This is a genomic window from Rhodococcus sp. MS13 (assembly GCF_013277835.1).
Taxonomy (GTDB): domain Bacteria; phylum Actinomycetota; class Actinomycetes; order Mycobacteriales; family Mycobacteriaceae; genus Rhodococcus_F; species Rhodococcus_F erythropolis.
This window is the reverse complement of sequence record NZ_VBTL01000011.1, coordinates 251,950-271,734: the sequence shown is the minus strand read 5'-3', so window position 1 is coordinate 271,734 and position 19,785 is coordinate 251,950. Positions and strand designations below refer to the sequence as shown.

Below are 19,785 nucleotides of genomic sequence, written 5' to 3'. Positions count from 1 at the left end.
ATTACTTACCCGACAACCATGCGTCGTAGAACTGCAGGCGTGAGGAGGCTTCGAAGTTCAGGTCCTGCACACTCGATCCGGCGCCGATGGCCTGTGAGAGCTCGATGGTGGGGATGGAGAGTCCACGGTCGAGGATCAATTCCTGTGCAGTGGATACCAGTTCGCCGCGTTGGCCGTTGTCCGTGGCTGCAAGCTGGTCTGTGAGTACCTTGTCGAGCTCCGGATCTGCGCCGCGACGGTTCAGGTTGCGGCCCTCGGTGCTGAACGATGCCCGCAGGATGTCGGCGTCCGCGCGAGTGCTGTTGTAATACAGCGAATCGTAATCACCCGATACTCCCTTCTCGGTCCATTCACCGTTCGAGACCAGGTTGAGCTGCAAGTCGACGCCGACCTTCTTGAGCTGCTGCTGTACGAGCTCGAGGATGGCCTGGTTACCCGAGAACACCGGACTGAAGGTGACGCTGAAAGTGAGCTTCTGCCCGTCCTTCTCGCGGATACCGTCGCTGCCGGCCTTCCAACCAGCCGCGTCGAGAAGCTTCGCCGACTTGTCGGCGTCGTACGTCACGACACTGGATTCGTCGCTGTAGAGCGGAGTGGTGTGAGCCAACGGGCTCGTGGCCGGGAAGAACGACGGATCCAGAACAGTGTCGACGAGTTCTTGGCGGTTGATCGCGGGAATGATGGCCTGGCGAACAGCCTGATCGGCGAGAACGCCGCGACTGACGTTTGGCTGGAAGAAGAAGCTCACACCCGGGTTCGGCCTTGTGAGGATTCGTCCGCCTGCGCCCTCGATCTGCGGCGCATCCTGCGGAAGCGCATCGCTGACCGCATCGAGCTGGCCGGAGGCCACGCTGCCTGCCCGCACACCGGATTCGGGGACCACCGTGAAGTCGACGCCGTCGAGGTAGGCCTCACCCTGATGCGCGACCGCGTCCGACGCCCAGTTGTATCCCGCACGCTTGGCGATCTTGACGCTCTTGTCCTGCTGCCAGTCGGTGTACACGAACGGTCCGGAGGCGATCACCGCTGCACCGGGGCAGCGCTGCTCGGATGCCAGCGCGGTGGTGGAATCGGCGAGGATTCCGAGCTGTGGCGTCGAAGTTGCCTGCAGGAACTGAACATTGGGTCCGGAGAAATTGATCTTCGCCGTGTGAGCATCTACGACGTCGGTACCGGTGTACGAGGACAGGTAACTCTTCGCCAACGACGCGTTCGGTCCGAGGTTCTTGACCGAGTCGAAGGTCTTCTTCACCGAATCCGCCGTCACCGGTGTGCCGTCGCTGAAGGTGGCGTCGTCGCGAAGGACGAACGTGAAGCTAGCGGCGTCGGGGCTGATCTCCCAGCTCTTGGCGAGCCACGGGGTGATCTCTCCGGTGTCAGGATTTTGATCGGTCAGCGAATCCACCACGGTCCGAGTGACATACACGGTCTGGTTACTGCCGGCCTGGGCCGGATCGGCGCACGTCGGCGCCTGCGACAGACCGTAGCGAAGGGTTCCGCCGGACTGGGCGGGGCCTGCGTCGGCAGCACTGTCACTCCCGCTGCTGCAGCCGGCGAGGACGGTGCCGAGAACCGAGACAGCACCGATACCGGCGATTACGGTCGCGCGTTTGCGGGCACCGAATGAGGGCGAAGACACCAAGAACTCCTAAAGAGGCATGCCGAAGAGCGCACCCGTCGCCTGAGACGAGAAAGGCGATCGAGCACGAATCACTTGTGAGAGAAGAGAAAACAGACTTGTCGACGACTCGCCTGAGTGTGAATGACTGACCGAGGTCAGTTGGTACAGAAAGATCCCGCGGTGCGGCACAGGTCTACGTGACGACGCGACCAGGCGGTATCGAAACCGCCTTCGACTGCCTTCATTTCGTGTTCCTCCATCGGTCCTGGCGGTAGCACCCGCACCCGATCACTCGGGGGGTTGCTGCGACTTCAATGAGCCAGGTCTCTCGGTCGCTCTGGATGGTCGTTCGCAAGTGTACGAGGTTAAACCCGGGTGTTGTCAACCCGGTCGGTAGGAATTGCTGCTCGAGTCACATTTTCGAGGACCCGAAGTTGTTTCTCGAACGGGTGGATGCCCACCTCTTCGGGCGAGAGTGACGCGTCGTAAAGCGGTGTGTATCCACTGGACAGATACAGCGCGACGGCCTCGGGTTGCCGAGGACCCGTCGTGAGAAACACCCGGTTGTATCCACGAAGTTCGATCTCTCGTTCCAACTCGCGAACGACGGCCTTGCCGAGGCCGCGCTTCCGATAGTCGACCGATGTCCAGATTCTCTTCAGTTCGGCAGTGGTGGAATCGAATTGACGAAACGCACCACCGGCGATCGGCAGACCGTCGTGGGTGAGCACCAGAAGTGCACCCTGCGGGTAGGCAAATTCTTCTGCCGGATACGTCGTGAGATCCTCGAGCATCGCTTCGCGAGTCCCGCCGTAACGCGAACTGTATTCGAGTGCCAACTCCGCGATCAGTGGAGCTGCCAAGGGATCGTCCTGCGATACCGAATAGACCTCTACCGCTCCGACACCCTCGAGCTGTCGAGTTCCGAGCTCCAGTGCCACAACACTTTCCTCCATGAATCTGGTCAACGCTCCCCCAGCCTGAAAACTTCCGGAGCGAGGGTGGTTCCGTCGACGAGATCCGCCACAAGTTCACCCAAGGCCGGACCGAACTTGAACCCATGCCCCGAGAACCCCGCCGCCACTGTGACGGCGCCGACTCGGTCGATGACGAAGTTACTGTCCGGCGTGCTCGTGTACAGGCAGGTGAGCGACTCGACACGGATGGAATCGACACCGGGCAACCACGACTCGGCGTACTCCACCAATCGCTGCTCTCCGTCGACACCAGGGGTGTAGTCACGGGTCTGCGGAGTCACCACCGGCCCGGTCGCGTGTTCGCCGATCTTGATCCCGTCCTCGGAACCGAGCCCGTAGATCCCCGCGGTCTCCAATTCTGCGCCGGTGTGGTGAACGAAACTCGGCCACTCGACTCCGGGATCGAGCGGTGCGAAGTGTGCCGGTTGTTCCTGTGTCGTGCGCAGTGTCGGCAGTACGATCTCGGAGCCGAGACCGCTGTCTGCGATCAGATCTGCAGTCCACGCACCGGCCGCGATCACTACCTGACGAGCTGCGAGCGTTCCACTGTCCGTCACCACGTCCACGCCGTAGGACGCCCGCGCGAGTGCCAACACCCGAACGTCGTGACGGACCTCGGCGCCGGCAAACACCGCTCCCGCCTTCAGAGCGGTCACGGCGCGGTCCGCGTGCAACCGGCCTGCATCGGGATGATGGAGCACCGTGGTGTCGAATCGCAGCCCCGGCCAACGGGCGGACGCCTCGGCAGGGGTGAGGATCTCGCCCTTGATGCCCGCCTCGAGAAGTATCTTCGCCTTGGACTGCACTGCCTGCGGCAGGCCGTGATCAACGGCACCGGTGAGTTCCAGGAACCCGATGTCCGTCGTGGTCTCCAACTCTCGCCACAGCGGCAGCGCGTCGGCCGCCAACCCGGTGTACAGGTGATTGTCGTACGCCTGACGGTAGATGCGCGAAGTACCGTGCGACGCACCGTGCTTGTGCCCCGGCCCGAACTGTTCCAGCTGAACGACGCTACGTCCGCGCGCCGCGAGCCGCCAGGCGGCGGAGGACCCGACGAGTCCTCCGCCGATGACGATCACATCGAGAATCTCACTCATGGACGAGAGCTCACTTGGTCTTCGGAAGGCCGGGCGGGTTGATCAGGGACGTGTCGACGGCTTCATTCGTGATGTTCCAGCGCTCGAGGATCTGCTGGTACGTGCCGTTCTCGATCGTGTGGTTGATCGCGTCGTTGATTGCCTTGATCAGGCCATTGTCCTTCTTCACCAGAACCGCGATCTGACCCTGCAGCGTGTCGCCTGCACCGGAGAACTCACCGACAACTTCGGTTTCACCCGACTGCTTGGCATGGAACTGCGACGACGGGTTCGGTCCGAAGTAGGCGTCGATCCGGCCGGACTGCAGCGGCAGGTAGTAGTCGGTGGTGTTCTGGTAGTAGGAGATGTCGGTGGGGGCGAGGCCGGCCGCGACGTTCTGCTCACTCCATTTGACCAGCAGCGCTTCCTGATTGGTGCCGGAACCTACCGCGATCTTCTTGCCTGCGACATCCTTGGGTTCCTTGATGGAGATCCCGGAGCCCTTCTTGGCTTCGAAGGCCAGGGTGTCGAGTCGGTAGGTGGCGAAGTCGTACTTCTCTTTACGCTCTTCCGTCACAGTCACATTGGACAGGAATGCATCAGCCTCGCCGGAGTCGACGCGAACGAAGTTCTGTGCCCAGTCTGCGGTCTGCAGGTCGACCTTCAAACCGAGAACGTCACCGATCAAGTAGGCGAAGTCGGTCTCGGAACCGATGAGAGTGGTGTCGTCGTCGGCGTAGAAGCGGAGCGGCGGAGCGGCACCGGCACTACCGGTGACGCGCAGCGTGCCACGATCGCGAATGTCCTGAGGTAGCTCGGCGGCAATGGAATCGACTTTGTCGGTGGTGATGCGGTTCTGATCGGCAGTGAGGTTGTAACCCGCAGCAGCGGTGACCTGGGCGCCGTCGGACTCCGCGTCCGCGCTGCTGCACGCAGCGCTGAGCAATCCGACTGTGGCAAGAGCCGAGATCAGAAAAGTCGCGCGACGGGATGGGGAGAACATCAATTTTTCCTTCCGGGAATGAGTCTGGGTCGCGTCAGAGGACGCGGGAGAGAAAAGCTTTGGTCCGTTCGTGGACCGGATTGTCGATCACCTGCGAAGGTGGGCCCTGTTCGACGATGACGCCGCCGTCCATGAAGACCGCAGTGTCCGCCACTTCCCGAGCAAATCCGACCTCGTGTGTGACGATCACCAAGGTGGCGCCGTCACGGGCCAGCTGAGCGAGGACCTCGAGAACCTCGCCGACCAGTTCCGGGTCGAGCGCCGACGTCGGCTCGTCGAAGAGAATGACCGCCGGCCGCAGTGCCAGCGCTCGCGCTATCGCGACGCGCTGTTGCTGGCCACCGGAGAGTTGGCGGGGATACTCGTCCGCCTTGTCCCCCACTCCCACTCGCTCGAGCAGTGCGCGGGCCTCGCGGTACACCTCGTCACGATCACGCTTCTGGGCCGAGAGCGGCGCTTCCACCACGTTTTCCAGCGCGGTCAGGTGCGGAAACAGATTGAAGTTCTGGAACACGAATCCGATGTGCGAACGCTGTTTCAGGATCTCGCGGTCACGCAGTTCGTGGAGCCGATTTCCCTTGCGCCGGTACCCGATCAGTTCTCCGTCGATCCGCACGGTCCCGCGGTCGACCTTCTCGAGGTGATTGAGGGTGCGCAGCAAGGTGGACTTACCGGAACCAGACGGACCGAGAATGACGGTCACTTCACCCTTGCGGACCAGGAGATCAACGCCTGCAAGTACTTCCAGCGTGCCGAACGACTTGTGAATTCCGCGCGCTTCGACGGCATACACCGTCTCTTCGGTCAGTTCTACGGTCATCGGGTCGCACCTCTCGGAATATCGAGACGCGCATCGCGAATCTCTTCGAACTTCTTGCGCGCCTTCTGTACCGGAGTCAACGGAAGCGCACGGGCGGATCCTCGTGCATAGTGGCGCTCCACGTAGTACTGACCGATCGAGAGCAACGTCGTGAGGATGATGTACCAGATCGTGGCGACCATCAACAGGGGCACGACTCGTCCGTTGCGGCCGAAGATGACCTGCACCTGGTAGAACAGTTCGGCGATTGCCATGGTGGAGACGATCGACGTTCCCTTGAAGAGTCCGATGACCTCGTTGGCGGCATTGGGGAGGATCGCTCGCATTGCCTGCGGGAGAACGATCTTGAAGAACTGGCGACTGCGCGGAATACCGAGCGAGTGAGCAGCTTCGATCTGGCCGTGATCCACCGAAATGATTCCGGAGCGAATGATCTCGGCCGAGTATGCAGCCTGGTGCAGCGCCAAACCGATGACTGCCGCGGTGAATCCGCCGATCACACCGCTGACCTGGAAGGTGAAGAACTCGGGCCCGAAAGGTATTCCGAGAGAAAGCGTCTGGTACAGGTATGTGATGTTGAACCAGAAGAGCAGCTGCACGATGAGTGGAATCGAGCGGAAGGCCCAGATGTAGGTCCAAGCGATCACCTGCAGGACCGGGTTTTTCGACAACCGACCGAGTGCCAGGAAAACACCGAGACCGAATCCGAGGATCGTCCCCCACAGCGTCAGTTTGATCGTCATCCACAGCGCGGCGAGCACTGATTTCGCGGTGAAGTATTGCGCGAAGGTCGGCCAGTCCCAGCCGGGGTTGACGACGAGTCCGTGGATGAACTGAGCAAGCAGTACCAGCACGACCGCACTGATCACCCAGCGCAGCGGGTGCCAGGTGCGAGCAACGACAAGCTCCGAGTCCGGAAGTTGCGGCTCGGACACCGACTTTTCGGGGCGGACATCGGTGGGCGCGCTCACGGCGCGCTACCTGACGGAGTGGACATGACGAATAGACCTTTCGGGGAATGGGAACGCAGCTGTGGTCTCGAGTTGGTGAGCTCGAGTTGCGAAGACGACGGTTCGGTCAGCGACAGTGACACGAAGCGGTGCGGCACAGATCGATGTGGCGGCGCCTGTGCGGAGCGTGCGAAGTGGAACCCATGTGATGCCTTCCATCGGTCCTGGCGGTAGCACCCGCTCCCGATCGCTCGGGGGGTTGCTGCGACGTCGACGAGCCAGGTCTCTCGGTCGCTCTGGATGGTGAGCAAAGACTAGACCCGAAATGTCTAGTCGTCAAATGTTGTATTTCCCTGCACTGCAAGGGAAATGAAAGATCAACCAGGTTGAAATCGCACTGATTTCAACGGTGTCAGAAGCCGCGTTCGACGTGTTCAATAGAGTGTTCGAACGAAGACCGGGACCGCCGTCTGGACCGACTTTTCCTCTGCCGTACCGTCTGCGGAGTGAGTGGACTCGACGCTTTCTTCATATTGCTGGCCGGCATCGGTGCGGGCGCGATCAACGCCGTGGTCGGCAGTGGAACGCTGATCACGTTCCCGACGCTGGTCGCCTTCGGCATGCCGCCCGTGACCGCGACCATGTCCAACGCGGTCGGGCTCGTCGCCGGCGGAGTTTCCGGCACCTGGGGCTACCGACGCGAGCTGTCCGGACAGTGGGATCGACTGAAGTGGCAGATTCCGGCGTCACTCGCCGGGGCACTACTCGGTTCCTGGTTGCTCATGCATCTACCCGAGAAACTGTTCGAAACCATCGTTCCGGTGCTGTTGGTCCTCGCTCTCGCGCTCGTCCTCCTCCAACCACGCATCCAGGCGTGGGCCAAGAAGCGTTCAACCGAAGAAACGACGCTGTCCACCAAGAGGCTGATGCTCCTGACCGCCGGCACCTTTGCGGTCGGCATCTACGGCGGATACTTCACTGCCGCGCAGGGCATCCTTCTCATCGGTGTGATGGGTGCCATCCTCCCTGAAACCCTCCAACGCATGAACGGCGCGAAGAACCTGCTCTCACTGCTCGTCAACATCGTTGCAGCGGGCATGTACATCACTCTGGCGTTCGATCAGATCAATTGGGCAGCAGCCGGTTTGATCGCTGTCGGCTCGCTCGGCGGTGGCGTCCTGGGCGCCCGCTACGGACGGCGCCTGTCCCCCACTGCATTGCGCTACACGATTGTCGTCGTCGGCCTGATCGGGCTGTGGCGCCTTCTCGCTTGATCGCCCACATCGGGCGGCACCCGCACATACTGGAGTCATGACCAGTACAGAAGATCAGACCGGTTGGACCTACCTCATGGACATGGACGGGGTTCTCGTCCACGAGGAGCACTTGATACCTGGAGCGGACACGTTCCTGGCAGAGCTGGCGTCGAACGACATCCCGTACATGGTGCTCACCAACAACTCCATCCGAACCCCGCGTGACCTGCGAGCACGCCTGCTCAATTCGGGACTCGACATCCCGGAGAAGTCGATCTGGACGTCAGCGCTCGCTACCGCGACGTTCCTGGCCAACCAGCGGCCAGGCGGCAGCGCCTACGTGGTCGGCGAATCGGGCCTGACCACTGCCCTGCACGACATCGGTTACGTCCTGACGGACAGTGACCCCGACTACGTCGTACTCGGCGAGACGCGCACGTACTCGTTCGAGGCGATCACCACCGCCATTCGCCTGGTCGAGCGTGGTTCGCGGTTCATCGCCACCAACCCCGACGCCACTGGGCCGTCGCGTGACGGCTCGCTGCCGGCCACCGGCTCGGTCGCCGCTCTCATCACCAAGGCAACCGGACGCGATCCCTACTACGTCGGCAAGCCCAACGCCTTGATGATGCGCTCTGCCCTGCGGTCCATCGGCGCTCATTCGGCCAACACATTGATGATCGGCGACCGGATGGACACCGACATCGTCTGTGGCCTCGAAGCCGGACTGCAGACGATTCTGGTGATGACCGGGATCTCGACCCGCGCGTCGGTGGAGCTCTTCCCGTACCGACCCACAGTCGTTCTCGAGTCGGTCGCCGATCTTGTAGGAATGACAACCGATCCATTCCGTAGCACCGCAAACAATTGATTCAATTGCAAAACAAAACCGCGAGTCGGTAATTAACTGGTAAAAAACACTAGATTTGCCAGGATCCGACTCGTCCACTTTGTCCAGCTGGACAAACAAGCGGTTTCTTTCGAAGGAAGATTGCGTACTGATAGTTATTCGCAGGTCAGAGGCGAATACACCCCCGACAATAGGTGGATCACAGTCCAAAAAGAAATTTGAGAAGAAGTAGTAACGAATCGTTTGCCGTGGCTGATACTCATGTCTGAACGACCCATTTCGGGTCCCAGACATGAAATGAGATTTTCATGAAGAAGCAGACCAAGGGCGCGATCGCTGCTGCGGCGGCCGGCGCCCTCCTCCTCGGCGGTGCGGGCTCGCTCGCTGTGTGGAGCGACTCGGCCGACGTCAGTGGCGGCGGACCCGTCACTTCCGGTGCACTCGACCTGAGCGCCTGCGCACCGGTCGGCGGCGGTTGGAACTCCCTCAACCCGACGAAGACCGCGATCACCAACATCTCGGCTTACCGCATCGTCACGACCGAGAGCATCGAATACACCTGCGACGTCACAGTGACCGCAGTGGGCGATCGTCTCGCGGCTGTTCTGACCGCTGATACGGCCGGCATCGTTCCAGGTGCCAACAGCGCCGAACTTGCCGCCGCTGTACAGCCGGTTACGACCATCAAGGACGCTGGTGGCAACCCGATTTCACAGATCACCAAGGTACAGAACGGCACGATCGTGCACGTCGGAGTCCGTCTGAACTTCACCGAGGTGGCCAACCAGGTCGCGCAGAATCAGTCGCTGAACTTGGCGGCGATGAAGCTGGTCGTCACTCAGACAGCGCTGACTCCGGCTCCGTAATTTCATGAGGAAAAAGGTCTGGGGAGCGATCGCAGTCGCGGTGGCTGCTGTAGCGGTGTTCGCATCGTCACAGCAGTCGCTCGCGCTGTGGTCCGATTCGGCGAGCGCGAGTGGTGGGACCGCAACCGCTGCCAGCGTCAACCTCACCGTTGGTACATCGGCCGGAACCAGTGCGGCGTACACCCTGGCGAATTTGACGACGGCCACGACGCCTGTGGTCCCGGGAAACACGGTGCAAGCTCCGCTCACCGTCAAGAATTCGGGGTCTGATCCTCTGCAGTGGCGAATGCAGTCGACGAGCGCACTTCCGGGATTCACGTTGACCACGTACGGAGTCGACAACGAAGGCGCCTGCCCGACCGGCGTCAACACCGCGGCTCCGGCAGTGACCCCAGTGACGTCCGGATCGATGAATGCATCGCTGCAGTACCCGGTTTCCCCCGCGTACATGCCGACTCCGCTCGCAGCCGGTGGCACCTACATCCTGTGTCTGCGGCTCACGGTGGGTGTTGGTGCGGTTTCCGGTCAGACGACCAACGCCACCTTCACGTTCCAGGCAGGGGCGGCATGACGAAACACTCGACCAAACGCGGTGAACGTACCGGCCCTCTGTGGTGGGTCACCTCTATCGTCAGTTGGACACTGCTGCTGGCGATTTCGGCAGTCATCGTCGCAACCATTGTCATCCCCTTCTTCGCGGGAGCGCAGCGCTTCACGATTCTGACCGGTTCGATGCGCCCGACGTACAACCCTGGATCACTGGTCGTCGTCAAACCTGTCGATCCGTCCGAACTGGGGATCGGTACACCTATTACGTACCAGCTGGAATCGGGTCAGCCGACCGTCGTCACGCACCGGATCATCGCCACAAGTGAAAACCAAAAGGGTGAACGAACTTTCATCACTCAGGGCGACGCGAATGGTGAACGCGACGAGAAAGAAGTACGGCCAGTACAGATCCGGGGAAAGGTCTGGTACAGCCTTCCGTATCTCGGCTACGTCAACACTTGGCTCACCGGAGAGCAGCGCACCGTGATCGTGGTGATAGTCGTGACAGCACTACTGCTGTACGCGGCCTACATGATGATCAGCGGCATCCGTGACGACCGGAAGGAGCGAGCTCGAGCACGATTGGCTCCTGACCCTTCAGCTTCCAACCTCCCCAACTCCGACCAGAACGAGAAAGGCCAGCACGATGCCCTCGCGCCCTGACCGTCCGGTCCACCGGATTCGTCACCTGTTGACCAGCACGCGTTTTCGCGCGCTGCTCGCACTGGGGATGGTGCTTGGCGTCGGCGGTGTGACCACGCTCGCGGCCTGGACGTCTTCCGCGACTGCGACTTCGGGAAACATCACGACCGGGTCGATCAATCTGCAGTTGAATACCACAATCCAACCCACGCTGACCACGACACTGAACTTCAGCCAACTCGGCAAAACCGGGATGATTCCCGGCGACTCGAACTCCGCCATCGTCAAAGTCAACAACGTGGGGGCAGGCGTGAATCTTCCTCTGAAATACACGATTACTTCCACCAGCGGCGGCGCGCTGACGACCTACTTGCGGATGACTGTGTCGTTGAACGGAACTGTGGCCAACAAATGCACAGATGGCAGCAATGTGGTGTTGTCCTTACCGCTGACACTCACCACAAATCAGGCGGTCGGTGCGCCCGACCGTTCTCTGGCTATCGGGGCAACCGACAATCTTTGTGTCTCGGTGACGCTTCCGACGAGTCCGACCCCACCGACGAGCAGCTCGTCGAGCATCGTCCTGAACTTCTCGGCAAAGGTGTGAGCGCCGTGTCACGACACACGAAGATGTCACCGAAAGCCTCGACGCCACGTCGGATTCACGAACTTCTGCTCACCCTCGGTGCCCTCGCCGGTCTGGCATCCATCGGATTGTTCATTGCCGGCTTCGCTTTCGGTATCACTCCGCTGATCTTCAAGAGCGGATCGATGTCTCCCACGATCGAGACCGGTGCTCTGGCATTCGCGCGCACCGTGCCTGCTTCGGAAGTTCAGGTCGGTGACATCGTCAGTGTCTACGACAACCAAGGCGTTCGAATCACCCATCGTGTCGAGACGGTCGAGCAGCAAGGCAACAATCTTGCAATTGCACAGCTGCGCGGCGACGCGAATCCCGTCACAGACCCAGATCCTTACGTCATCACCGAAGCGGATCGAGTTTTCTTCAGCATCAACCGCCTCGGCTACGTGGCCGTCTGGCTGTCCGGACCGAGTGGGCTTGTGCTTGGTGCGATTGCTGTCGGAGGACTGCTGTACATCGCATTTCGCCCACGGAAAAGACCGGATGAAGGGGAACCCAGGCTGGATCGTCAGGACGCGCACGGCGATTCCCACGCCTTCAAGGCAATCATCGCATTGACAACGGTCGGTCTCAGCGTGGCGGGCATTGCGAACATCGGCGGAACCCAGGCCGCCTTCACGGGCATGGCGACAGCGGGAAGCATTTCGTTCACCACTGCTGCGAGCTTTCCGAAACCTCCCGCGTCAATGACCTGCTCGGACAAGGGAACTTCCGTCGTGCTCGCTTGGCCTGGCGTTGCCACGGATACATTTCGAATCATCGTCCGAAACGCAACCAACACCACCCAACCTCCGCTGATCAGAGACGTGACCGGCCTCTCGACGACCCTGACGTTGTCCGATCTGCCGAGCGGCGGGATTCTCCTGTCGAACACGAACTACGACGTCGAATTACACGGACTCGTTGGAACTTACGTGACACCGGAATACACCGGGTACCGCATCAGCAGTTCGACACTGCTCATCATCCTCAATGACATGGCGTGTGTATCCGGACCCACGAGCGGAACCACGGCAGCCTCAGCTCCGGCCGCTCGTTCGGCGCTGGTTGCACAAGCTCCGAGTGCGACGACCACCACCTCCACCGCAGCGGTCAGTTCGACCATACCTTCACCCACGACTACTCCGAGCGCATCAACAACCTCGCAGGCCCCGACGTCCACCAGCACAACTACACCTTCGACAACCACCTCGTCACCGGCTACAACTACTCCGTCCACAACGACAACAACAACGACCATGACAACGGCGCCCACAACAACTACGACCACCCCGAGCGAGGTTCCCATCGACGCCCCGGTGACCACGACCGGTCTCAGCGCCCAGAAGCTCTCGACTGCCAGTGGACCCGTTGTGTCCGTGTCGAATTCATCAGGAACTGAGGTGTATCGAGGTACCGTCGACGCCGACGCTGTCCTCCACTGGCTCACCGGAACCGATCAGTTGTATGTGATCACCAGTGGCGGCGTCACCGTCATCGACACGTCAGCGGGAGTCTGGGCCGAATCTCCTGCCCCGAGCGAACTTCCGGACGAGATCAAGGCCCTGGTGCCGTGATGAAAAAGACGACGAAAGCCGCCATGGCAGTCGCCGCGGCCGGAGCTGTATTGCTCGGCGGCTCGGGCACATTGGCGAAATGGACGGACAGTACGACCCTGACGAGCGCCGCTGTCCAGTCCGGGACCCTGGATCTGGGAGCATGCGTGACCACGAGCGGCGGGGGCTGGTATTCGCAGGTCTACGTCAACGCGCCCACCAATCCGAATCCACTCGTATATATCCCGGACATCACTACCTACCGACTCAAGCCCGGATTCAACTACACGTATTTCTGCGATTCGAAGGTGATGTCCACCGGCCCTCGTCTGAAAGCGAACGTGACAGTCGACAAGACCAAGTTGAGCGGCGGGCTCGCAGCCGCCAACATCGACCTTCGCACGTACGTCACGGATCAGAGCAACAATCTGCTGTACGACAGCACGGCACCGACGCCGAACCTCATCCCGGTCACATCGGCGTTGAACAACACCAACCTGACCGCGCAGGTGCTGTTCACGATCTACCCCGCCGACACGACAAGCTCAGGCCTCACACTGAATACGACGGCGTTGACGATCGACGTCAAACAACTGGGTCTGACACCTGCGCCGTAGAACGCCTCGCCAAACGAAGTTCGAGGGCAAGGCGTTCTACCGGATCAGCCGAGGGCTCGCTTCAGATCAGCCAAGAGATCGGCGGTATCTTCCAGCCCCACCGACAAACGCACAACGCCGTCTGTAAGACCCACCGCTGCACGGCCTTCCGGACCCATCGCCCGGTGCGTTGTGGTTGCGGGGTGGGTGATCAAAGACTTGGAATCTCCCAAGTTGTTGGAGATGTCAATGACGCGCAGGCCGTTGAGAACCTCGAACGCCCGCTTCTTGCCCTCGCCGTCAGGCGCATTGAGCTCGAATGTGACTACAGTTCCGCCGCCGCTCATTTGAGACTTCGCGAGTTCGTGCTGCGGGTGCGAAGTCAGGTACGGATACTTGACCCACTTGACGCCGGAGTGCCCTTCGAGGAATTCGGCGATCTCGAGTGCCGAAGCCACGGAATGCCGAATTCGGACCGGCATGGTCTCGAGACCCTTGAGCAGAGTCCACGCATTGAACGGGCTGAGCGCAGGACCGGTGTGCCGCATCAGTTCTCGGACGGGACCGCTGATGTATTCCTCGGTTCCGAGGATCGCGCCGCCGAGCACGCGGCCCTGACCGTCGATGTGCTTGGTACCGGAGTACACCACGACGTCGGCACCCAGATCGAGGCTGCGCTGCAGAAGCGGCGTCGCGAAGACGTTGTCCAGCACTACCTTTGCACCGGCAGCATGAGCAAGCTCCGACACCCGCCGAACGTCGACGAGGGACTGCATCGGGTTGGACGGCGTCTCGAAGAACACCGCAGTGGTCGGCACCGACAGCGCTTCTTCCCACTGCGCGTTGTCTTCACCGTCGACGAAGACGACCTCGACTCCCCAGCGCGGAAGGATCTCGTTGCACACGACAAAGCAGGATCCGAACAGGCTGCGCGCAGCCACCAATCGGTCGCCGTTGCCCAACAGCGCGCCCAACGCGGTGAAGACAGCCGACATTCCGCTGGCAGTCGCAAAGCAGGCTTCCGCGCCTTCGATGAGACGCAGACGCTCTTCGAACATCTTGACCGTCGGATTGCCGTAGCGGGAGTAGACAAAATGATCCACCTCGCCGGTGAAGGCTTGTTCGGCGGCTTCTGCACTCTCGTAGACGAATCCGGAGTTGAGGAACAACGCTTCGGAAGTCTCCTCGAACCCGGTACGCATCAGTCCACCGCGAACACCGAGAGTGCCGAGACCGACGTCGTCCGGCAGCGCTCGTTGAAATGCGCCACCCTGGGGAATTCCGCTCACTGCTGCCTCCATGGCAAGCCGATGGCCCGCCAACCTACAAGTCCGCGATGTCCGTCGGCACCCAATGCGCCTTCGAACCCGTCGAGCACGTTGTACGACGGGCCGATGCCCGCCGCAGTCGCAGCTTCCGCCGCACCGATGGAACGTTGTCCGGATCGACACAGGAAGATCACCGGACGCTCCGACCCGGAGGAATCGGCGGTGATGCCGGCTTCCTTCAACTGGTCGACGAAGTTGTCATTGCGCGCGCCGGTCGGGTGGCTCACCCATTCGATCAGTGCGGCCTGCTTGCCGAGGGAGGAAACATCGGGGACACCGACGTACTTCCACTCCGCATCGGTCCGCACGTCGACCAGCACGGCGTCGGGGTTTTCGCGGAGCAGCTCCCAGGCTTGCTCCGGCGTCAGATCGCCTGCGTAACTCACGTAGTCCATGTTTTCACAAGACTGCCGTGAGCGCCTGAGCGGGCCGTCAGTTACAGACGACCCAACGGTTGCCGTCGCGGGTCAGGGCCCAGGTCGAGACCCGCTCGCCCGCTCCGCCGCCGGTGATCGTCACGTCGGCCCTGGCGCGATCCCCGTTGACCACGACCCCGTCCACACCCTTCAGTTCGACCGTCCCGTCGACTCCGGCCATCGGACCAGTGCTCGAATTGAAGCTCGCGCAGGTCAGGGTCTTGACCGTCTCCGCGTCATTTCGATTCTCGGCATCGACGTAGTCGGTGACGGAGCGGCTCACGCGGTCCGACTCGGTGACGTTCTCCTCGGCCGGCGAGATCCACGACGCGACGAAGATTCCACCCAGAATCAAGGCGACGATGGCAACAGCCAAGAGGAACGGCCCCGCAGACGCCTTCTTGCCATCGATGTTGTCGGATTCGCGAAGCTCGTCACTCATAACGCCAATACTCCCCCACAACTTGAAATTGTGGCCCGTCAAGGACCAGGCCCCTACCCCGAATACCCGAGACAACGGGAGAATGGGAAGAAAGAATAGGTTTACCCACAACCGATCGAGTGAGAGTGTGGATCCGTTCGGCCGCAACCGAGGCACTGTGCTTAGGTTCGGCTAAATTGGATACTTGTCGATATGTTGTCCGAACTTCGAAGAAGGTAGCTGTCCTCACGATGACTGACTCCAACCGCCCACTCCGGGTCGCGATCGTCGGCGCCGGCCCCGCCGGCATCTACGCCGCCGACGCCCTCATGAAATCCGACACCGCAGTCTCCGGCCGCGGCGTCAGCATCGACCTCTTCGAGCGCATGCCCGCGCCCTTCGGCCTGATTCGTTACGGCGTCGCGCCTGATCATCCGCGCATCAAGGGCATCATCACCGCTCTGCACAAGGTGCTCGACAAGCCTCAGGTCCGCCTGCTCGGCAACATCGACTACGGCACCGACATCACCCTCGACGACCTGCAGTCGTTCTACGACGCGGTCATCTTCTCGACCGGCGCCAACGCCGACCGCGCGCTCGGCATCCCGGGTATCGAACTCGACGGCAGCTACGGCGCGGCCGACTTCGTCTCCTGGTACGACGGCCACCCCGACGTACCGCGTACGTGGCCGCTCGAAGCCGAGAAGGTCGCCGTCCTCGGCGTGGGCAACGTTGCGCTCGACATCGCCCGCGTCCTCGCCAAGACCGGCGACGAACTGCTGCCGACCGAGATCCCCGCCAACGTCTACGAGGGCCTCAAGAACAACAAGGCCGTCGAGGTTCACGTCTTCGGACGCCGTGGCCCGGCCCAGGCCAAGTTCACGCCTCTCGAACTGCGTGAGCTCGACCATTCCCCGACCATCGAGGTCATCGTCGACCCCGAGGACATCGACTACGACGAGGGCTCGGAGCAGGCTCGCCGCAACTCCAAGCAGGTCGACATGGTCGCGAATACGCTGCAGGACTGGGCAATTCGCGACGTCGGAGCCCGCCCCCACAAGCTGTTCCTGCACTTCTTCGAATCTCCCACGGAGATCCTCGGTGAAGACGGCAAGGTCGTCGGCCTGCGCACCGAGCGCACTCAGCTCGACGGCACCGGCAACGTCAAGGGCACCGGCACGTACAAGGACTGGGATGTCCAGGCCGTGTACCGCGCCGTCGGTTACCTCTCGCAGAACGTCACGCAGCTGCCGTTCGACGACCAGGCGGGCACCGTCCCCAACGACGCCGGACGTGTCGTCGCCGACGACAACGCCGAGGGCGCAGCCCGGTTCATGCCGGCCACCTACGTCACCGGCTGGATCAAGCGCGGCCCCGTCGGCCTCATCGGCCACACGAAGGGTGACGCCAACGAAACCGTCGCGAATCTTCTCGAGGATTCCGTCGGCTTCGCCGGCGCCGCGAACCCCGACGAGAACGCCGTCATCGAGTTCCTCGAAGGCAAGCAGGTGCCGTACACGACCTGGCAGGGCTGGTACCGCCTCGACGCGCACGAGCGCAGCCTGGGCGAGCCCGAAGGCCGTGAGCGCATCAAGGTCGTCGAGCGTCACGACATGCTGAAGGCGTCCGAGCCCGACCGCACGAACTGAGTGCGCAGAAGTAACTGAACAGAAGCCCTCCACCGGCCCGACGCGACCCAGGTCACATCGGGCCGGTGGTGTGTGCGGGGACCCAGGGCAACAGGGCAAAATAGACCCCGTGTTTGACGCCCACGTGCATATCATCGACCCGCGCTTCCCGCTGGTCGAGAATCACGGGTACCTGCCTGAGCCCTTCACCGTGGCCGATTACCGGGCCCGGCTTGCCTCACTGAAGGGCCTGAGTGTTGACGGCGGCGCTGTGGTGACCGCGTCGTACCAGGGCAATGACCAGGAATACCTGAAAGCCGCCTTGTCCGAGCTCGGCGAAGGCTGGGTGGGCGTCACTGCTTTGCCGCTCGATGCGACGGATGAAGACATCGTTGCGCTGGACGCGCTGGGAGTGCGCGCCGTCCGATTCAATCTGCGCCGAGGCGCCACCGACCTGCGTCTACTCGCCGATCTCGCCAACCGCGCATTCGATCTGGTCGGCTGGCACGCCGAGTTCTACGTCGATGCCACGCTGTTGCTGTCGTTGGAACCCGTCTTCGCCAAATTGCCGGCGGTGAGCATCGACCACTTGGGAATGTCCACCCGCGGACTGCCGTATCTCCTGAACCTCGTCGACCGCGGGGTACGCGTCAAAGCCACCGGGTTCGGCCGCACCACCATCTCCGACGTCGGCGACGTGCTTCGCCAGATCCACGCGGTCAACCCCGCTGCGCTGATGTTCGGCACCGATCTACCCGGCACACGGGCACGTCGAGCGTTCGAGGTCCACGACCTGGACGTGATCGCCGAAGCTGTCGGCGACGACCTGTCCGCGGTCATGTGCGACAACGCCCGCTCCTGGTACCGCTGCGCTCAAGTGAACGCGACGGCTCCCAGCCACAGCCCCGCCGCGATCAGCGCTCCGAACAGTTCCACCAGCATGGACAATCCGACTGCCTTCACCGCGTGAAGCGTCGACGACCAGGCGATGTCGTAACGGCGCAGCCGCGCTAGTTCGGCGAAATACGTTCCGACGATGAATCCGAGGAACAAGCCCACGACCGGAATCACGAAGAACCCGATGATGCCGACGACGCCGCCGACCACCACCGACAGGTTGGGCACTCCCCCGGACTTCATCCGCTTGCCTGGCCAGGTGTACTTCACGATCCCGGTGACCACCAGTGACAGCGTGGACAGCGCGAACACCGTCCACGCCGTCGCGCCGCCGGTCATGATCGCCCACACCAGAATTGCACCGAAAACGAGAAGTGTCCCCGGGAGAATCGGAACGACGACACCGATCAGACCGACGAGGATGACCAGCCCGACGAGGACCTCGGCCACAGGACTCATCCGACGGGACGCACCTTCGACGCGGCCTCGCGAGCACGGGCGCGTGCAGTCGGCACATCGGCGGCCGTCGACACTGCAACACCCATGCGACGACGCGTGAAGCTCTCGGGCTTGCCGAAGAGCCGCAGGTCCGTCTCGGGAACCGAGAGTGCCTCGGCGACGCCGTCGAATCCGATCCCCTTAGCCTCCACTCCGCCGTAGATCACCGCCGATGCTCCCGGAACCGTGAGCGTCGTGTCGACCGGCAATCCCAGGATCGCGCGGGCATGCAGCTCGAACTCCGAAAGTCGCTGCGTCCGCAGAGTCACCAATCCGGTGTCGTGCGGCCGTGGGCTCACTTCGGAGAAGAAGACGTCGTCACCCTTCACGAATAGCTCGACGCCGAAGATGCCTCGCCCGCCCAGAGCCGTGGTCACCTTCTCGGCGACGTCTCGGGCCGAGGCGAGGGCAACTGCGGACATCTGCTGCGGCTGCCACGATTCGATGTAGTCACCGGCTTCCTGCAGGTGCCCGATCGGCTCGCAGAACGACGTCTCGACCTGACCGCTCTCACCGACGGCGCGAACCGTCAATTGTGTTATCTCGTAATCGAAATCGACAAAACCCTCGACGATCACCCGGCCGTGATTCACACGACCTCCGGCCATCGCGTAATCCCATGCGGCGTCGAGATCTTCGGCGGATCGAACCGTCGACTGTCCCTTCCCCGACGAGGACATGACGGGCTTGATGACGCACGGGAAACCGATTCGGTCTGTCGCTGCCTGCACTTCGGCAAGCGAGTCCGCGAAAGCGTACGGCGAAGTGGGCAGGCCCAACTCCTCGGCCGCGAGCCGACGGATCCCCTCACGGTTCATCGTGAGCTGGGTGGCGCGGGCGGTGGGAATGACCACCGCGGCCCCGCGTTCTTCAACGAGTGCAAGCGCATCCGTCGCAATGGCCTCGATCTCGGGAACCACGAAGTGAGGCTTTTCCAACTCGATGACGGCAAGCAGCGCTTCCGGATCGGTCATGTCGACGGTATGCGCACGATGAGCCACCTGGTGTCCAGGGGCATCGGGATACCGATCCACCGCAATCACTTCGACGCCCAGACGCTGCAACGCGATGACAACTTCCTTACCCAACTCGCCTGATCCCAACATCATCACGCGGATGGAGTTCTCGGTCAGGGGAGTTCCGAATCGGAGCGGAAGCGTCGGCAGGGGCGAAGGCGTCGAATCAAGCTGCATGGGTGCGACTATATGCCAAT

Annotated in this window: 22 protein-coding genes and 2 riboswitches; of the genes, 10 read left to right on the top strand and 12 right to left on the bottom strand. The window is 62.0% G+C overall.

Features of this window, described 5'->3' with window-relative positions:
* Nucleotide 1: 1 nt before the first annotated feature.
* The 7 genes from FEZ59_RS22970 to FEZ59_RS22945 all read right to left on the bottom strand — a co-directional run bounded on the left by FEZ59_RS22970 (nt 2) and on the right by FEZ59_RS22945 (nt 6,375).
* On the bottom strand, nt 2-1,639 hold the full coding sequence (locus tag FEZ59_RS22970) for an ABC transporter substrate-binding protein (RefSeq protein WP_019749499.1): 1,638 nt from the start codon (nt 1,637-1,639) through the stop codon (nt 2-4).
* A gap of 137 nt (nt 1,640-1,776) precedes the next feature.
* Nucleotides 1,777-1,866 carry a putative leader peptide gene (locus tag FEZ59_RS30470; protein ID WP_310504006.1) on the bottom strand — a complete coding sequence of 30 codons (90 nt, stop codon included), beginning with the start codon at nt 1,864-1,866 and terminating at the stop codon, nt 1,777-1,779.
* A gap of 8 nt (nt 1,867-1,874) precedes the next feature.
* A riboswitch (SAM riboswitch) is annotated at nt 1,875-1,969 on the bottom strand.
* A gap of 17 nt (nt 1,970-1,986) precedes the next feature.
* Nucleotides 1,987-2,577, bottom strand: a complete 591-nt coding sequence (locus FEZ59_RS22965) for a GNAT family N-acetyltransferase (RefSeq protein WP_019749497.1) — start codon at nt 2,575-2,577, stop codon at nt 1,987-1,989.
* Nucleotides 2,578-2,585: 8 nt separating this feature from the next.
* Nucleotides 2,586-3,695 carry an FAD-dependent oxidoreductase gene (locus tag FEZ59_RS22960; RefSeq protein WP_172933265.1) on the bottom strand — a complete coding sequence of 370 codons (1,110 nt, stop codon included), beginning with the start codon at nt 3,693-3,695 and terminating at the stop codon, nt 2,586-2,588.
* 10 nt (nt 3,696-3,705) lie between these two features.
* Nucleotides 3,706-4,677 (bottom strand): ABC transporter substrate-binding protein, encoded by a 972-nt coding sequence (locus tag FEZ59_RS22955; RefSeq protein WP_172933264.1) that lies wholly within the window; start codon nt 4,675-4,677, stop codon nt 3,706-3,708.
* Between the two features lie 34 nt (nt 4,678-4,711).
* Nucleotides 4,712-5,470, bottom strand: a complete 759-nt coding sequence (locus FEZ59_RS22950; protein ID WP_269456395.1) for an amino acid ABC transporter ATP-binding protein — start codon at nt 5,468-5,470, stop codon at nt 4,712-4,714.
* A gap of 23 nt (nt 5,471-5,493) precedes the next feature.
* Nucleotides 5,494-6,375 (bottom strand): amino acid ABC transporter permease, encoded by an 882-nt coding sequence (locus tag FEZ59_RS22945; protein ID WP_153210940.1) that lies wholly within the window; start codon nt 6,373-6,375, stop codon nt 5,494-5,496.
* Between the two features lie 284 nt (nt 6,376-6,659).
* A riboswitch (SAM riboswitch) is annotated at nt 6,660-6,754 on the bottom strand.
* 199 nt (nt 6,755-6,953) lie between these two features.
* Between FEZ59_RS22945 and FEZ59_RS22940 the strand changes: the two genes are divergently transcribed.
* The 8 genes from FEZ59_RS22940 (at nt 6,954) to FEZ59_RS22905 (ending at nt 13,405) form a co-directional block, all read left to right on the top strand.
* Nucleotides 6,954-7,721: a sulfite exporter TauE/SafE family protein gene (locus tag FEZ59_RS22940; RefSeq protein ID WP_003944404.1), complete on the top strand. Its 768-nt coding sequence runs from the start codon at nt 6,954-6,956 to the stop codon at nt 7,719-7,721.
* Between the two features lie 37 nt (nt 7,722-7,758).
* On the top strand, nt 7,759-8,574 hold the full coding sequence (locus FEZ59_RS22935) for an HAD-IIA family hydrolase (protein WP_029254768.1): 816 nt from the start codon (nt 7,759-7,761) through the stop codon (nt 8,572-8,574).
* A gap of 287 nt (nt 8,575-8,861) precedes the next feature.
* Nucleotides 8,862-9,419, top strand: a complete 558-nt coding sequence (locus FEZ59_RS22930) for an alternate-type signal peptide domain-containing protein (RefSeq protein ID WP_020906667.1) — start codon at nt 8,862-8,864, stop codon at nt 9,417-9,419.
* A 4-nt stretch (nt 9,420-9,423) separates the two neighbouring features.
* The gene (locus FEZ59_RS22925) at nt 9,424-9,990 is read left to right on the top strand and encodes a hypothetical protein (RefSeq protein ID WP_020906666.1); all 567 of its coding nucleotides are present in this window, start codon (nt 9,424-9,426) and stop codon (nt 9,988-9,990) included.
* Nucleotides 9,987-10,631 (top strand): signal peptidase I, encoded by a 645-nt coding sequence (locus FEZ59_RS22920; protein ID WP_172933262.1) that lies wholly within the window; start codon nt 9,987-9,989, stop codon nt 10,629-10,631. The genes FEZ59_RS22925 and FEZ59_RS22920 overlap by 4 nt, the downstream gene beginning before the upstream one ends.
* Nucleotides 10,615-11,217 (top strand): SipW-dependent-type signal peptide-containing protein, encoded by a 603-nt coding sequence (locus FEZ59_RS22915; protein WP_133728344.1) that lies wholly within the window; start codon nt 10,615-10,617, stop codon nt 11,215-11,217. The genes FEZ59_RS22920 and FEZ59_RS22915 overlap by 17 nt, the downstream gene beginning before the upstream one ends.
* A 5-nt stretch (nt 11,218-11,222) precedes the next feature.
* A complete protein-coding gene (locus FEZ59_RS22910; protein WP_172933261.1) occupies nt 11,223-12,809 on the top strand; it encodes a signal peptidase I in 1,587 nt (528 codons plus the stop codon).
* Nucleotides 12,809-13,405, top strand: coding sequence for an alternate-type signal peptide domain-containing protein (locus FEZ59_RS22905; protein ID WP_113682312.1), 597 nt, complete (start codon nt 12,809-12,811; stop codon nt 13,403-13,405). The genes FEZ59_RS22910 and FEZ59_RS22905 overlap by 1 nt, the downstream gene beginning before the upstream one ends.
* Before the next feature lie 44 nt (nt 13,406-13,449).
* On the opposite strand, the gene FEZ59_RS22900 is transcribed toward FEZ59_RS22905, so the two are convergent.
* Genes FEZ59_RS22900 through FEZ59_RS22890 form a run of 3 tightly spaced genes read right to left on the bottom strand, consistent with a single transcriptional unit; the run spans nt 13,450 to nt 15,570 of the window.
* Nucleotides 13,450-14,673, bottom strand: a complete 1,224-nt coding sequence (locus FEZ59_RS22900) for an O-succinylhomoserine sulfhydrylase (RefSeq protein WP_029538600.1) — start codon at nt 14,671-14,673, stop codon at nt 13,450-13,452.
* Nucleotides 14,670-15,098: a rhodanese-like domain-containing protein gene (locus FEZ59_RS22895; protein ID WP_007726822.1), complete on the bottom strand. Its 429-nt coding sequence runs from the start codon at nt 15,096-15,098 to the stop codon at nt 14,670-14,672. Before FEZ59_RS22895 ends, FEZ59_RS22900 begins: the two co-directional genes overlap by 4 nt.
* Before the next feature lie 46 nt (nt 15,099-15,144).
* Entirely contained in the window at nt 15,145-15,570 is a 426-nt protein-coding gene (locus tag FEZ59_RS22890) for a hypothetical protein (protein ID WP_019749485.1), read from the bottom strand.
* 230 nt (nt 15,571-15,800) lie between these two features.
* Between FEZ59_RS22890 and FEZ59_RS22885 the strand changes: the two genes are divergently transcribed.
* The gene (locus tag FEZ59_RS22885) at nt 15,801-17,198 is read left to right on the top strand and encodes an FAD-dependent oxidoreductase (RefSeq protein ID WP_172933260.1); all 1,398 of its coding nucleotides are present in this window, start codon (nt 15,801-15,803) and stop codon (nt 17,196-17,198) included.
* 109 nt (nt 17,199-17,307) lie between these two features.
* Nucleotides 17,308-18,147 carry an amidohydrolase family protein gene (locus tag FEZ59_RS22880; RefSeq protein ID WP_024487914.1) on the top strand — a complete coding sequence of 280 codons (840 nt, stop codon included), beginning with the start codon at nt 17,308-17,310 and terminating at the stop codon, nt 18,145-18,147.
* Here the strand turns inward: FEZ59_RS22880 and FEZ59_RS22875 are convergent.
* Together FEZ59_RS22875 and purT are read right to left on the bottom strand one after the other, a co-directional pair.
* Complete coding sequence (locus tag FEZ59_RS22875) at nt 18,051-18,533, bottom strand: DUF456 domain-containing protein (protein WP_172933259.1); 483 nt, start codon at nt 18,531-18,533, stop codon at nt 18,051-18,053. The two genes, FEZ59_RS22880 and FEZ59_RS22875, sit on opposite strands and share 97 nt — an antisense overlap.
* Nucleotides 18,530-19,765: a formate-dependent phosphoribosylglycinamide formyltransferase gene (purT, locus tag FEZ59_RS22870; protein WP_021343268.1), complete on the bottom strand. Its 1,236-nt coding sequence runs from the start codon at nt 19,763-19,765 to the stop codon at nt 18,530-18,532. Before purT ends, FEZ59_RS22875 begins: the two co-directional genes overlap by 4 nt.
* Nucleotides 19,766-19,785: the final 20 nt, after the last annotated feature.